Raw genomic sequence first — 13,583 nt, 5'->3', positions numbered from 1 at the left:
AGACGGCTACCAGGTCGGAGCGGCAAATGGACGGTATCGCCAAGGCCAAGGCGGGCGGAACACGGTTCGGACGCCTCGCTAAGGCGACACCAGATAAGGTGACCGAGATCAAAGGCATGAGGGAGACGATGACGGTCCCTCAGATCATGAAGGCGACGGGATTGAGCAAGGCGTCAATGGCCTTCGTTGACCCCTAAGAGGCCCCGTATCATACGGTAAGATACTTCCGTGGGTGGTAGCACTCTGATACTTTCCGCAATCTTACGGCTAGTTGACCGATACGCCGGCTGGTTCTGAACTTTGCAGCCCATATGAGCGCCACTATAGAGCGGGACATTCGCTCGCTCTTCCCGTTTGCCTACGGTTCAACAGGGAGCAATCAACGATGAAAACGCGCGTCTATCTAGCAGTGTTCGCCGCCAGTTGTTTTTCAGTGTTTCCTGCCACCGCCCAAGAAGTCACCGGTACGCTTGGTTCACCCAGCGCCACGTCGACGATCGACGGCCAGTCGCTGCCGGCTACGCCGCCGGCTTTCGGGGGGACCATCAACTTGGATGCCAAGGCGTCAACCCCCTGGTGGCCGCCCACCGTGGTGCCGCCGAAGGGCGCGCCGAACGTGCTGCTGATCATAACCGACGACGCGGGCTACGGCGTCGCGGGCACCTTCGGCGGCGTCATCCCGACACCGACGCTTGATCAGATCGCAGCCAATGGGCTGCGCTTCACGCAGTTCCACTCCACCGCGCTGTGTTCACCCACGCGCGCCGCACTCATCACCGGGCGCAACCACCATTCGTCGGGCTTCGGGGTGATCGCCGAACAGGCGACCGGTTTTCCGGGGTATGATTCAATTATCGGTCCCGAGAACGCAACGATTGGGAACATCCTCAAGAACCATGGCTATGCCACCTCGTGGTTCGGCAAAGACCACAATACCCCTACCTACAACTATTCGATGTCGGGTCCATTCGATCAATGGCCCTCGGGCATGGGCTTCGACTATTTCTACGGCTTTATGGGCGGCGAAACCAACCAGTGGACCCCGTGGCTCTTCCGCGATCACACACAGATATTCCCCTGGGAAGACCAGCCCGGTTACAACCTGACCACCGCCATGGCCGACGAGGCCATCAACTACCTGCGCCAGACCAATGCAGCGACGCCTGAGAAGCCGTTTTTCCTTTACTACGCGCCGGGAGCGACCCACGCTCCGCACCATCCGACCAAGGAATGGATCGATAAGTTCAAGGGAAAGTTTGACATGGGCTGGAATGCCATGCGCGACCAGATCTTTGCCAATCAAAAGAGGCTCGGCGTGATACCGGAGAGCACCCAACTGACGCCGTGGCCGGATGACCTGCCGAAGTGGGACACGCTGAACCCCGACGAGAAGAAGATGTTCGCCCGCCAAGCAGAGGTCTACGCCGCGTATGTCGCCTATGCCGACAACGAGATTGGTCGGGTGGTCGATGAAGTGCGAAAGCAGGGCAAACTCAATAACACCCTGATCATCTACATCGAGGGCGACAACGGTACTAGCGCCGAGGGTTCGACCATCGGCACCGCCTTTGACCTTGCTGCCATCCAGGGGATCAACATGCCGGTCGCCGACCAGCTGAAGTACTATGACGCCTGGGGATCCGACGTGACTACGCCGCATATGTCGGTTGCTTGGTCCTGGGCCTTTGACACGCCCTTCAAGTGGACCAAGCAGATTGCCTCGCATTTCGGCGGCACCCGTCAGGGCATAGCGATGTCCTGGCCGGGCCACATCACCGACAAGGGCGGCATCCGCAGCCAGTTCCACCATGTGATCGACATCGTGCCAACGATTCTGGAGGCCACCGGCATCAAGGCGCCGCAGACGGTAAACGGTATTGCCCAGAAGCCAATTGAGGGCATTAGCATGGCCTATACGTGGTCGAAGGGGGGAAAGGATGTACCCTCTGCACGTCAGACCCAGTATTTCGAGATGTTCGGGAACCGCGCGATTTACCACGACGGCTGGATCGCCTCTACCACGCCGGACGCCGGGCCGTGGCTGCTCGGCCTCGGCAAGCTTCCAAATGTACTCGACGGCTATAACTGGGAACTCTACGATCTTACCAAGGACTTCTCACAGTTCGACGATCTCGCCACCAAGGAGCCGGCAAAGCTCAAGGAGCTGCATGACCAGTTCCTGGTGGAAGCCGCAAAATACCAGGTGTTCCCGCTGGACAACAGGGTTGCCACGCGCTTCGGCCAGCAGCCCAGCGCCACAGCGGGCCGGGATACGTTCACCTACACTGGCGAGCTCTCGGGCCTGCCGCCATCGGCTGCGCCCAGCCCCTTGACCCGGTCCTACACGATCACCGCCGAGGTCGACGTCCCGGAGGGCGGCGGCGAAGGCGTGATCAATACGCTCGGAGGGCGCTTTGGCGGTTATGGCCTTTATCTGCTGAAGGGCAAGCCGGTCTTCACCTACAACCTGCTGGGGTTGGAGCGATTCCGCTGGGAAGGCACGGATGCGTTGACGTCCGGCAAACACACCATAGTCTTCGATTTCACCTATCAAGGGCCCGGCTTCGCCAAGGGCGGTACTGGTGTCTTGAGCGTCGATGGCGCCGAGGTCGCCAAGCAGGCGATCCCGCATACCATCCCCTTCATTGCGACAATCGACGAGTCGTTCGATGTGGGTGTCGACACCCGATCGCCGATCGACGACAAGGACTACCAAGTGCCTTTCCGCTTTACCGGCACGCTCGACAAGCTGACGGTGAAGGTCGGGCCGCCGCAGATCTAGTTAGTCTAGCCGTGAGTGTGCGGGCATTTTCGAAACGCCCGTTCAGTGCCCCTTGCCGGGGGCACTGAATTAATGTCGAACATGTATCTGAAATTTAAGGCGTTTCTTCGAAGTTTGACTGTGGTTCGATAAAGGCGATTGCGTCTCTTCGGGGAATCGAATCGCAGCCCACCGCTATTCCTTGAGTCGTCGACGTTGCAATGCCCGAGAACGGCTTCAATCGGAGCGTCGCCGACCCATTGGTTCGACGCGTTTCCTGATCTCGACTGCAAAATGCCCCTGGTGCGTCGAGAGATCCTGTTGATCGATGCGCGGCTTGAAAAAACCAGTCGCAGCAGGCTGCCTGGCTCGGTCGTGAGGCCCAGGTTGGCGGCGGCCGCAGCGGGTCATTTTCGGTTTTACGACGGGCGGCCCCGACATCCCGTTAGCTCTATCGGCATTACAATTCGCGTAAACGCTCCGGGTACGCAAACACGAGGGTACCGCTATGCTGGTAGCAGACCCCTACTTGCCAACGCCGATTTGCGTCATGAAAGCGGCATTATCCCAGAACAGATACTCTTCGTCCATTGTGCCTTCCTTGTTCCAATGTCCTAAAGTAGCCATGGGTAGATGGTAGGTTTTGCCAGTCGGTTGAATAACCGTTCCATCCGCCATAGCCATAGGCTTGGTAAAGGTGCCGTCAAGAAATCCCATCACAGCAGTCCACTCGGCGTCGCCTGTGCCAAACCTTACTGGATGTTCGGTAATGCGGTTGTCTGGAGCAAAGGTCCACAAGAACTCCAGCTCCTTGATGTGATCTGGAATGCCCTTAGTGGTATGACCGTCAGGATAGTGCACGATGATGTCCTTGGCGTGGCTCTTATGAAGGTCCTCCCACTGCTGGCCGCTGTAGACATGGAAATCGAGGTCATCAAAGTTCGCTAGGCGTTTTGCCAGCTCGGGCGGCATCCCCTCGACTTTCGGGGTGGGCGCTCCAGCCTTGGTGCCAGGCCACGGCTCTTGATCGGCAGCTACCAAAGGTTTAGCGAAAAGAAGACAGGCACTCGTGAGGCCAACGCCGATCGCGAGCGACAGGGCGTGTTTTTGCATCATAATTTCTCTCCTCCGTTGTATCCGAAATGCCAGGGTCATCTACAGATCGCCGGAAACGGCGAGGACTCGGACAATAATCTCGGTCTATTCAGGTGAAAGTCATTAGATTGCGGTGAGTGGAGGGAGGTCGGCTTAGGCCCGAACTCAAATGGTTACATAGACCCAGTACTACTTTAACGGGTTTTGGTCAACTGGTATGCCGACGTGGCTATCAGCAAATAGCGATCGCGGCCTATCCTTTTAGCCCCGCCTTGATGATCGAGACGGCATAGCCTCTTCTTCGATTGCGCAAGGCAACGAATGGGACGAAGAAATCCTTGAGGATCCGGTCGACGGTCATGCCGAAAGCCGGCCTGCCCCTGCCCGGAAGCACAGGCAATTCGGGCTAACGCCACGACCCGCCCGGCAAGGGAGCGATGCACATTTTCTGAACCCGGCGATCGCTTGACACTTTTTTAGCCCCTCCATATGGTTTTGAACCAAATGGTAAAAAAAGGGGAACAATGATGACCAAAGATCTGCTTATGTCGCGCCGCGCGATAATCGCTTCGGGCATTGCCCTTGGCGTGAGCGGCCTGGCGCCGCTGGCGCGCGCAGCCGCACCCTTGAAAGTGGCCGGCATCCATGCATCGCCCGTTGAGAATGCCTGGAATTCCTGTCTTCACAAGGCCTTGCAAGACGCTGCCAAGGAGGGCGTAATCGAATATGTATTCTCAGAAGGCGTCTCCGGCACCGACTATCCGCGCGCCATGCGCGAATATGCCGAGCAGGGCAACAAACTGATCATCGGCGAAGCCTATGCCGTCGAAAAGGAAGCCCGACAGGTGGCGGCCGATTACCCCGATACCGCCTTCGTGCTCGGATCCAGCGGCAAGGAGGAAGACAGTAACTTTGGCGTGTTCGGTACCTGGAACTATGACGGTGCCTATCTCGCCGGGATGCTGGCGGGCAAGATGACCAAGTCCAACGTCGTGGGCTCCGTCGGCGCCATGCCGATCCCCGAAGTCAACATGTTGATCAACGCCTTCGCGGACGGCGTCAAGTCCGTCAATCCCGACTGCAAGCACCTCGTCGCTTTCATTGGCACCTTCTTCGACCCGCCGAAGGCGCGCGAAGCGGGCCTCGCCCAGATCGACGCCGGCGCCGACGTCCTGTTCGGCGAACGCATCGGCACTGCCGACGCCGCCAAGGAGCGCAAGATCAAGGCCGTCGGTTCACTGATCGACTATACGCCGCGCTACCCCGACACCGTCTTCGCCAACGCGCTGTGGGGCTTCCGGCCGATCCTTAACGCGGCGATCGCCGACGTTGTGGCCGGCAAGCCCGTCGGCCGCAACTACACAGCCTATGGCCTGATGAAGGAAGGTGGCAGCGACATCGTCTTCGTGAAGGGAGTGGCGCCGGCAGAGGCGGAAGCGGCGATGGAGGCCAAGCGCGCCGACATCAAGGCCGGCAAGTTCGAGGTGCCGCAGAACATGGAACAGCCGAAGTAATTCGGCTCGATCATGCCCCGCAAGCCGCCAGCAGACGCCACCGACGTGGCGGAGATGATCCGTTCCGGACAGTTGACTGCAGCGGAAGCGATGCAGTCCTCCCTCGCCGCCGCTGTGCGGCATTCCGGCCTGGGCGCGATTGCCCATCTCGACGAAGAGATGGGGATGGCCGCGGCGCGTGCAGCCGACGACGAACGTTTGGCTGCGCCCCGGCGCTTCGCCGCTCGACCGTTTGGCGGTGTGCCGACGCTGGCGAAGGATCTTGGTGGCCCCTTCGCCGGTCTGCCGGTGACAGGCGGCTCGCGCCTTTTCCAGCGGCGGGGCGGGGCCGCCGACTCCGAGCTTGCGGCCCGGTTCCGCGCGGCCGGCTTTTGCATGTTCGGCCTGACGACCAGCCCCGAATTTGGCCTGTCGCTGGCAAGCGAACCGGCAATCGGCCCCGTCTGCCGAAATCCGAATGACCCGACCCGCACTGCCGGAGGTTCGTCGGGTGGGGCGGCCGCAGCCGTCGCGGCCGGTATCGTCGCGATTGCACACGCCACGGACGCTGGCGGCTCGATCCGGGTTCCGGCCGCCTGTTGCGGCCTTGTCGGGCTAAAACCCAGCCGCGGTGCCATGCCGGCCGGTCCCTCTTTCGGCAATCATCTGGGCGGCATCGCCAGCGAACTCGTCGTCACACGCTCGGTGCGCGACACGGCACGCGCCCTGGAGGCATTCAGCGGCAATGCCCGCGGCCCCTTTCCCGACATCGCCATGCATGCGGACCGACACCGCCCACTCAGGATCGGCCTCCTTGCGGATACCGGCCCGCGCTGGCCGACCGGGGCCGACCGGCTCGAAACCGTCGAGGCCGCAGCTATCGCCCTTGAGAAAAAAGGTCACTCGATCGTTCAGCTCGACTGGAGCGATATTGAAACCGTGGTGGAGCCGAGCGCGCGTGCCTTCGCGGAGATCGTCGCCGTCAACCTGGCCAGGTTTGTCGCAGACCTTGATCTCGACATCGGCATGGCCGAACCCATGACGCAGGCAGTGGCCGCCTATGGCCGGGCCATGCCCGCGACTACGCTCTGGGCATCGCTGAACGAGGCAGTCCTCGTCAGCCATCATATGTGGATGCTGTTCGAAACGGTCGATTGCATCCTATCGCCAATGCTGTCCTCGGCGCCGCTTGCGATCGGCTCGTTTCCGTCCGATCATGGCGACATGAAGCAGCATTTCGAACGCATGACGGCCTTCGCGCTGCTCGCGTCACTCGCCAATGTCTCGGGGTTTCCTGCCTTGACACTTCCATTCGGAACAGACGCCGCCGGCCTGCCCTTGCCGATCCAACTCATGGCGCCGATCGGCCGTGAATTGCTGTTGCTCTCGCTTGCTAGGCGCCTAGAAGCTGAGGAATGCTGGCAGCATCGCTTCCCGATCGCGGGTTTTGCAGCGTGACGCGGGTGCTGGAAATTTCCGGCGTCTCCAAGCGCTTCGGCGACAACCTCGCCAATGATGATATTTCGCTTTTTCTCAACGAGGGCGAGATCGTCGCGCTTCTGGGCGAGAACGGTGCCGGCAAGACGACGCTGATGAGCATTCTCTTCGGCCATTACGTCGCGGATGCCGGGCGCATTTTGATCCATGGCCGCGAACTGCCCCCCGGCAAGCCCCGGGACGCGATCCGCGCCGGCGTCGGCATGGTTCACCAGCATTTCTCGCTGGCGCCGAATCTGACGGTGCTCGAAAACATCATGACCGGCACGCAAAAGCTCTGGGCGTGGCGCTCCGAAACAGGCGCCGCGCGCAAGAAGCTGCTCGCAATTTCCGACCGCTTCGGCCTCAAGGTCTCTCCGGACGCGCGCCTCGGGGATCTCTCGGTCGGCGAGCAGCAGCGCGTCGAAATCCTGAAAGCGCTCTTCAACGACGCCCGCATTCTGATCCTCGACGAGCCGACCGCGGTCCTGACCAATATCGAGGCGGAGCAGCTGTTTTCGACACTGAAAGAAATGGCACGGCACGGTCTGTCGCTGATCTTCATTTCCCACAAGCTCGACGAGGTCATGGCGGCAGCCGACCGTATCGTCGTGCTGCGCGGCGGCAAGATGGTGGCCGAGCGCCGGGCGTCAGAAACCAGCAAGGCGGAACTTGCCGAACTGATGGTCGGCCGCCGGGTCAGCCGGCCGGTGCGCGAGCCTTCGACGCCAGGCGCCGTCGTACTGGAAGCCGCTTCCATCACGGTTAGGATCGGCGGCGTCGACAGACTGAAGAATACAAGCTTCCGTCTCCGGGAAGGTGAGGTGCTCGGCATCATCGGCGTCTCGGGCAATGGCCAGGCGGCTTTGGCCGCGCTGCTGTCGGGCACGCTTTCGCGCACGGCGGGCGATCTCATCCTGTTTGGCCAACCCGTCGGCAATCTCGTTGTCGCCGATATCGTGGCAGCGCATATCGGCCGCATTCCCGAGGACCGAAACAGGGAAGGCGCGATAGGCGAAATGGCGATCTGGGAAAATACCGTGCTCGAACGCCTTTCCACCTTTGCCAGCCGTGGACTGGTGGACCGCAAGGCAGGCATCGCCTTCGCCCGCGAGATTATCGACGCATTCGACGTGCGCGGCGGCAATCCGCAAAACCGCACCCGGCTTCTTTCCGGCGGCAACATGCAGAAGCTCATCCTTGGCCGCAATCTTCACCAGCGCCCGCGCATATTGATCGCAGCGCAGCCGGCGCGCGGCCTCGACGAGGGCGCGGTCGCCGCGGTGCACACCCGGCTCCTTGAAGCCCGCCGCCAGGGCACGGCCGTGCTTTTGATCTCCGAGGATCTCGACGAGGTGATCGCGCTGGCGGACCGCATCCAGGCCATCGTCGGCGGTCGGCTTTCTCCGCCAATCGATGCAGAACATGTCGATGCGCGCCGGCTGGGCCTGATGATGGCGGGCGACTGGAGCGATACGACAGGGGAGGCCGAAGATGCGATTTGAGCGTCGCGAGCATCGGCCGTTCTACCTTCTTGTCGGCATGCCGATCATCGCCGTCGCCGCGGCACTCGCGCTTTCTGGCATCCTGATCTCCATTGCCGGCGGGCCGGTCTTCGAAGCCTATCGGCGCATCCTCACCGGTGCATTCGGCTCGCGTCTGTCGGCGACAGAGACCCTGACCCGGGCGACACCGCTTGTTCTCACCGGGCTCGCCGCCGCCGTCGCCTTCCGGGCAAGACTCTGGAATATCGGCGCGGAGGGCCAGTTCTATATCGGCGCGGTCGCGGTCGCCGCGTGCGGCTCGAAACTGCTGGCGGGCCTTCCCGGCCCCATCCTCATTCCGGTCCTGCTGGTGATTGGCGCGGTCGCCGGCATGGTAATGATCCTGATCCCGCTCTGGCTCAGGCTCCGTTTCTCGGTCGATGAAGTGGTGACCAGCCTGCTCATGAACTTCATCGCGCTGCTTTTCGTCTCGATGCTGATTAACGGCGTGCTGAAGGACCCGATGGCCTTCGGCTGGCCTCAGTCGCAATCCGTCGTCGACCACGCCGTGCTGCCCAAGCTGATCGCCCGCTCGCGACTGCATATCGGCTTCGTGATCGCGATCGCGCTTGCTGTCATCGTTCATTTCCTGCAGGCCAGGACAGTCTTCGGCATGCAGTCGCGCGCTGCCGGGCTCAATCCCCAAGGTGCCGTGTTCGCAGGCGTGCCCCTGGCGCTCACGCTGGTCAAAGTGGCCTGCCTTTCGGGCGGGCTTGCCGGCCTTGCCGGCGCGATCGAGGTCATGGGCGTCAAAGGCTACGTCACCACTGATCTGTCCCCCGGGTTCGGTTACTCCGGCATCGTCGTCGCCATGCTCGCCAATCTCAACCCGCTCGGCGTCGTGCTCGCGGCACTTTTCACCGCCACCATGTTCGTCGGTGCGGACGGCATGAGCCGCAGCCTCGGCATCCCGACCTATATCGCCGATGTAACGGTGGCGCTGTCGCTGCTCACCATGCTGGTAGCGCTGTTTTTCACCCAATACAGGATCCGCCGATGAACGAGATCGTCGACATCCTCACATCGGCGGGCCTCTGGGCGGCGATCCTACGCATCGCGACGCCCTTGGTATTCGGCACCCTGGGCGCGCTGCTTTGCGAACGCGCCGGGGTGCTCAACCTCGGCATCGAGGGCATCATGACCTTTGGCGCAATGATCGGATGGCTAACAGTCTATCACGGGGCCGATCTCTGGACCGGTCTTCTGGTGGCGGCCATCGCAGGCATGATATTTGGCTTGTTGCATTCCGCCCTGACGGTCACGCTCGGCCTTTCCCAGCATGTCTCGGGTCTGGGCGTGACGCTGTTTGCATCGAGCTTCAGCTACTATCTCTTCCGCCTGATCGTGCCGGTCGCGGGCACGCCGCCGACGATTGTGCCCTTTCAGCCGATCAGCATACCCGTTCTGTCCACTCTTCCCTTCGTTGGCCCTGCCTTCTTCACGCAGACGGCGCCAACCTATCTCGCCATCGTCATGGCGCTGCTGCTTGCCTATGTCGTCTTCCACACGCCGCTTGGCCTTGCGATCCGCATGACCGGCGAGAACCCGCATGCGGCAGAAGCGCAGGGCGTCGATCCGATGCGGATACGCTATGGCGCGGTGATCGTCGGCAGCGCGCTGATGGGCATGGGCGGTGCCTTCCTCACGCTTTCAGCCTTCAACAGCTTCTTCCCGACCATGGTACAGGGCCGCGGCTGGATCTGCATCGCGCTTGTCGTCTTTTCATCGTGGAGGCCGGGGCGTGCCCTGTTCGGGGCTTTGCTCTTCGCCTTCTTCGACGCCTTCCAGCTACGCTTGCAGACCGTGGTGCAGGGCATACCGTACCAGATTTTTTTGATGACCCCCTATGTGCTGTCGATCGCCGCACTCGCCGCCATGGCGCGGCGCGCCCGCGTGCCACAGGCGCTGATGCAATCCTATCGCCGCGGCGAACGATAACGAGGAGATCCCATGTTCGACCTGATCATCCGAAAGGCCAACCTTCCCGATGGCCGCACCGGCGTCGACGCCGTAAAGGGAGCAAAGATTGCCGCCGTCGAACCCCAGATCGACAGCCCTGCGAGAGCGGAAATAGATGCGACCGGCCGGCTGGTAACGCCGCCCTTCGTCGATCCTCATTTCCATATGGACGCGACACTGTCGCTCGGCCTGCCGCGAATGAACGTCTCCGGTACGCTCCTGGAGGGCATCTCGCTCTGGGGCGAGCTTCGGCCGCTTTTGACGAAGGAGGCGTTGGTCGAGCGAGCCCTGCGCTATTGCGACCTTGCCGTCAGCCAAGGCCTGCTGTTCATCCGCAGTCATGTCGACACATCTGATCCGCGCCTGGTGACAGTCGAGGCGATGATCGAGGTCCGCGAGAAGGTGAAGCCCTATATCGATCTGCAGCTCGTCGCCTTCCCGCAGGATGGCTATTACCGCGCCGAAAACGGCGTTGGGTCGCTCAACCGCGCCCTCGACATGGGAATCGACATCGTCGGCGGGATCCCGCATTTCGAACGGACGATGGACGACGGACGTGCCTCGGTGGAAGCGCTCTGCAGGATCGCCGCCGATCGCGGCCTGGCGGTCGACATGCATTGCGACGAGACCGACGACCCCATGTCGCGGCACATTGAGACGCTGGCCGCCCAGACGGTGCGTTTTGGCCTGCAGGGCCGCGTCGCCGGCTCCCACCTCACCTCGATGCATTCAATGGACAACTATTACGTCTCCAAGCTAATCCCGCTGATGGCCGAGGCGAAGATCAACGTCATCCCCAACCCGCTGATCAACATCATGCTGCAGGGCCGACATGACAGCTATCCCAAGCGGCGCGGCCTCACCCGCGTGCGCGAGCTGATGGATGCAGGCCTCAACGTCTCTTTCGGCCACGACTGCGTCATGGACCCCTGGTATTCGATGGGCTCGGGTGACATGCTGGAAGTCGGCCACATGGCGATCCATGTGGCGCAGATGGCCGGGCTCGAAGACAAGAAGAAGATCTTCGACGCCATCACCGTCAATTCCGGCTAAGACAATGGGCCTCGAAGGCTACGGTCTTGAGAAGGGGTGCAATGCCGACTTTGCCATCCTGCAGGCTGCCGACCCGCTTGAGGCGCTGCGGCTGAAGCCGACGCGGCTTGGCGTCATCCGCCGCGGCAAGGTCATCGCCCGCTCCATGCCGTGCATCGCCGAGCTCTCCCTCGACGGCCGGCCCGCGCGGATCGATAGCGGGCGCGATTACGTGCCCTTAAGCTGAACAGGGTGTGGCCGCGTAACGCCACACCAAGCGCGCCGGGATCGCCGGAGCCAGGGTCATCGACGACAATCCAGACGATGTGCGGCCTCCTGGCCGTGCAGGTCGTCAACTCGTCCAGGGCCGTGTTTGGTCGTTCGCAGGGACCAAGGCAGGCGCCATGCCTTTACTTGTGAGCTCGACCTTCGTCAACACCGACTGCGCCACCGAGAAACCAGGGATGGCCGCAAACACTGCTGTGCGCAGCGAAAGCGCGAAGGCTCTCATCCTCCTGCGGGTCTCCCCCTTAGCATTTGGAATCGCCAATCAGACGTATGCCGCACATGATGTTCACCTGGCGGAATAGCCATGGCATTGGTGTGACCAGCAGACGAAGAGCGCACGCCATATACCCCGTGTGCAGCGCAGCAACGATTGTCACTTGCAATGTTTATAAAAACGTCTATCACTAAACATATTGCTAAACATGAGGGGTTGAGGAGTTCATGTAGGCATTCTCTGAAACGGGTGAACTTGCGCGGTCGGCAGGCGTCGGCCTTTGGTTCTGGGAGGAACGTATGCAAACGAAATCGAAAGCCCTTCTCGGGCTGGCATCGGCATTCATCATATCGTCGGCGCTGCCCAATCTCGCAAAAGCTGACCAACTGACACTCTGCTGGGCGGCCTGGGACCCGGCGAACGCACTTGTCGAACTTTCCAAGGATTTCACCGCCAAGACCGGTACGGAAATGAAGTTCGAGTTCGTGCCCTGGACGAGCTACGCGGATCGCTTCCTCAATGAACTGAACTCCCACGGAAAACTCTGCGACCTGATCATCGGCGACAGCCAGTGGATCGGCGGATCGGCGGAAAACGGCCACTACGTCAAGCTCAACGACTTCTTCGACAAGGAAGGCATCAAGATGGATGACTTCGTGCCGGCGACGGTCGTTGGCTATTCGGAATGGCCGAAGAACACGCCGAACTACTGGGCGCTGCCTGCCATGGGCGACGTGGTCGGCTGGACCTACCGCAAGGACTGGTTCGAAAAGCCGGAACTGAAAAAGGAATTCAAGGAAAAGTACGGCCGGGATCTCGCGGCCCCGAAGACCTACGACGAGCTGAAGCAGATTGCCGAGTTCTTCCAGAAGCGCGAGATCGACGGCAAGACCGTCTACGGCGCTTCGATCTATACCGAGCGCGGCTCCGAAGGCATCACCATGGGCGTGACGAACGTGCTCTACGACTGGGGCTTCCAGTATGGCAACCCGGACAAGCCCTATGAAATGGAGGGCTTCGTCAACTCGCCGGATGCAGTCAAGGGCCTGGAATTCTACAAGGCTCTCTATGATTGCTGCACCCCACCTGGCAGTTCGAACGTCTACATGGTCGAATCCGCCGATGCCTTCAAATCCGGCCAGGTCGCGATGCAGATGAACTTCGCCTTCACGTGGCCCGGCCTCTACAAGGACGAGAAGGTCGGCGGCGACCGGATAGGTTTCTTCCCCAATCCTGCCGAAAAGAAGCATTTCGCTCAGCTTGGCGGACAGGGCATCTCAGTCGTCTCCTATTCCGACAAGAAGGATGCCGCTCTGCAGTACATCAAGTGGTTTGCCCAGCCGGAAGTCCAGGCCAAATGGTGGCAGCTCGGTGGCTATTCCTGCCTGAAATCGGTTGTCAATGCGCCTGACTTTGCCTCCAGCCAACCCTACGCCCAAGCGTTTTTGGACTCGATGGCGATCGTCAAGGACTTCTGGGCCGAGCCGAGCTATGCAACCCTCCTCCAGGATATGCAAAAGCGCGTTCATAACTATGTGGTGGCCGGCAACGGCACCGCTCAGGAAGCGCTTGATGGCCTGGTGAAGGACTGGACGGAAGTCTTCAAGGACGACGGCAAGATCTAGTGTCCACCTGGACGCGCAACATTCTTGCCAGAATGGCGGCCCGGATCGCCAAGACTGCCGGGCCGCCTGATGTCTCACATACGCAAAGACCAGGTG

At 61.2% G+C, this 13,583-nt stretch carries 9 protein-coding genes and 2 pseudogenes; 9 read left to right on the top strand and 2 right to left on the bottom strand.

The features are described 5' to 3' along the window. Positions 1–26: 26 nt before the first annotated feature. Together WGT02_RS36690 and WGT02_RS36685 are read left to right on the top strand one after the other, a co-directional pair. Positions 27–197 carry a hypothetical protein gene (locus tag WGT02_RS36690; protein WP_225040531.1) on the top strand — a complete coding sequence of 57 codons (171 nt, stop codon included), beginning with the start codon at positions 27–29 and terminating at the stop codon, positions 195–197. 188 nt (positions 198–385) lie between these two features. Beyond that, entirely contained in the window at positions 386–2,782 is a 2,397-nt protein-coding gene (locus tag WGT02_RS36685; protein ID WP_208245227.1) for an arylsulfatase, read from the top strand. Between the two features lie 504 nt (positions 2,783–3,286). Here WGT02_RS36685 and WGT02_RS36680 read toward each other — a convergent pair. Both WGT02_RS36680 and WGT02_RS36675 read right to left on the bottom strand, forming a co-directional pair. Beyond that, on the bottom strand, positions 3,287–3,877 hold the full coding sequence (locus WGT02_RS36680; RefSeq protein ID WP_208245228.1) for an ester cyclase: 591 nt from the start codon (positions 3,875–3,877) through the stop codon (positions 3,287–3,289). A 238-nt stretch (positions 3,878–4,115) separates the two neighbouring features. Then, positions 4,116–4,214: pseudogene (locus WGT02_RS36675) on the bottom strand (5-dehydro-4-deoxyglucarate dehydratase); the annotation flags it as partial. 169 nt (positions 4,215–4,383) lie between these two features. On the opposite strand from WGT02_RS36675, the gene WGT02_RS36670 reads away from it, so the two are divergent. The 7 genes and pseudogenes from WGT02_RS36670 (at position 4,384) to WGT02_RS36640 (ending at position 13,487) form a co-directional block, all read left to right on the top strand. Continuing rightward, positions 4,384–5,370, top strand: coding sequence for a BMP family protein (locus WGT02_RS36670; RefSeq protein WP_024315049.1), 987 nt, complete (start codon positions 4,384–4,386; stop codon positions 5,368–5,370). Between the two features lie 12 nt (positions 5,371–5,382). Next, on the top strand, positions 5,383–6,807 hold the full coding sequence (locus tag WGT02_RS36665; protein WP_208245229.1) for an amidase: 1,425 nt from the start codon (positions 5,383–5,385) through the stop codon (positions 6,805–6,807). Continuing rightward, the gene (locus WGT02_RS36660) at positions 6,765–8,330 is read left to right on the top strand and encodes an ABC transporter ATP-binding protein (protein WP_208245230.1); all 1,566 of its coding nucleotides are present in this window, start codon (positions 6,765–6,767) and stop codon (positions 8,328–8,330) included. Before WGT02_RS36665 ends, WGT02_RS36660 begins: the two co-directional genes overlap by 43 nt. Then, positions 8,320–9,369 (top strand): ABC transporter permease, encoded by a 1,050-nt coding sequence (locus tag WGT02_RS36655; RefSeq protein ID WP_208245231.1) that lies wholly within the window; start codon positions 8,320–8,322, stop codon positions 9,367–9,369. Before WGT02_RS36660 ends, WGT02_RS36655 begins: the two co-directional genes overlap by 11 nt. Beyond that, complete coding sequence (locus tag WGT02_RS36650; RefSeq protein ID WP_024315045.1) at positions 9,366–10,307, top strand: ABC transporter permease; 942 nt, start codon at positions 9,366–9,368, stop codon at positions 10,305–10,307. The genes WGT02_RS36655 and WGT02_RS36650 overlap by 4 nt, the downstream gene beginning before the upstream one ends. Before the next feature lie 12 nt (positions 10,308–10,319). Then, positions 10,320–11,607: pseudogene (locus tag WGT02_RS36645) on the top strand (amidohydrolase family protein). 554 nt (positions 11,608–12,161) lie between these two features. Then, positions 12,162–13,487, top strand: a complete 1,326-nt coding sequence (locus WGT02_RS36640; protein ID WP_024315042.1) for an ABC transporter substrate-binding protein — start codon at positions 12,162–12,164, stop codon at positions 13,485–13,487. The last annotated feature ends 96 nt before the right edge of the window (positions 13,488–13,583 follow it).

This window comes from Rhizobium sp. T1470 (assembly GCF_042140505.1).
Lineage (GTDB): Bacteria > Pseudomonadota > Alphaproteobacteria > Rhizobiales > Rhizobiaceae > Rhizobium > Rhizobium favelukesii.
Note: the sequence above shows the minus strand (reverse complement) of the source record. Positions and strands in the feature narration are given on the sequence as shown.

Coding starts and splice junctions, on each gene's coding strand:
- WGT02_RS36690 (WP_225040531.1), top strand. CDS start 27: ATGGACGGTATCGCCAAGGCCAAGGCGGGCGGAACACGGTTCGGACGC.
- WGT02_RS36685 (WP_208245227.1), top strand. CDS start 386: ATGAAAACGCGCGTCTATCTAGCAGTGTTCGCCGCCAGTTGTTTTTCA.
- WGT02_RS36680 (WP_208245228.1), bottom strand. CDS start 3,877: ATGATGCAAAAACACGCCCTGTCGCTCGCGATCGGCGTTGGCCTCACG.
- WGT02_RS36670 (WP_024315049.1), top strand. CDS start 4,384: ATGACCAAAGATCTGCTTATGTCGCGCCGCGCGATAATCGCTTCGGGC.
- WGT02_RS36665 (WP_208245229.1), top strand. CDS start 5,383: ATGCCCCGCAAGCCGCCAGCAGACGCCACCGACGTGGCGGAGATGATC.
- WGT02_RS36660 (WP_208245230.1), top strand. CDS start 6,765: ATGCTGGCAGCATCGCTTCCCGATCGCGGGTTTTGCAGCGTGACGCGG.
- WGT02_RS36655 (WP_208245231.1), top strand. CDS start 8,320: ATGCGATTTGAGCGTCGCGAGCATCGGCCGTTCTACCTTCTTGTCGGC.
- WGT02_RS36650 (WP_024315045.1), top strand. CDS start 9,366: ATGAACGAGATCGTCGACATCCTCACATCGGCGGGCCTCTGGGCGGCG.
- WGT02_RS36640 (WP_024315042.1), top strand. CDS start 12,162: ATGCAAACGAAATCGAAAGCCCTTCTCGGGCTGGCATCGGCATTCATC.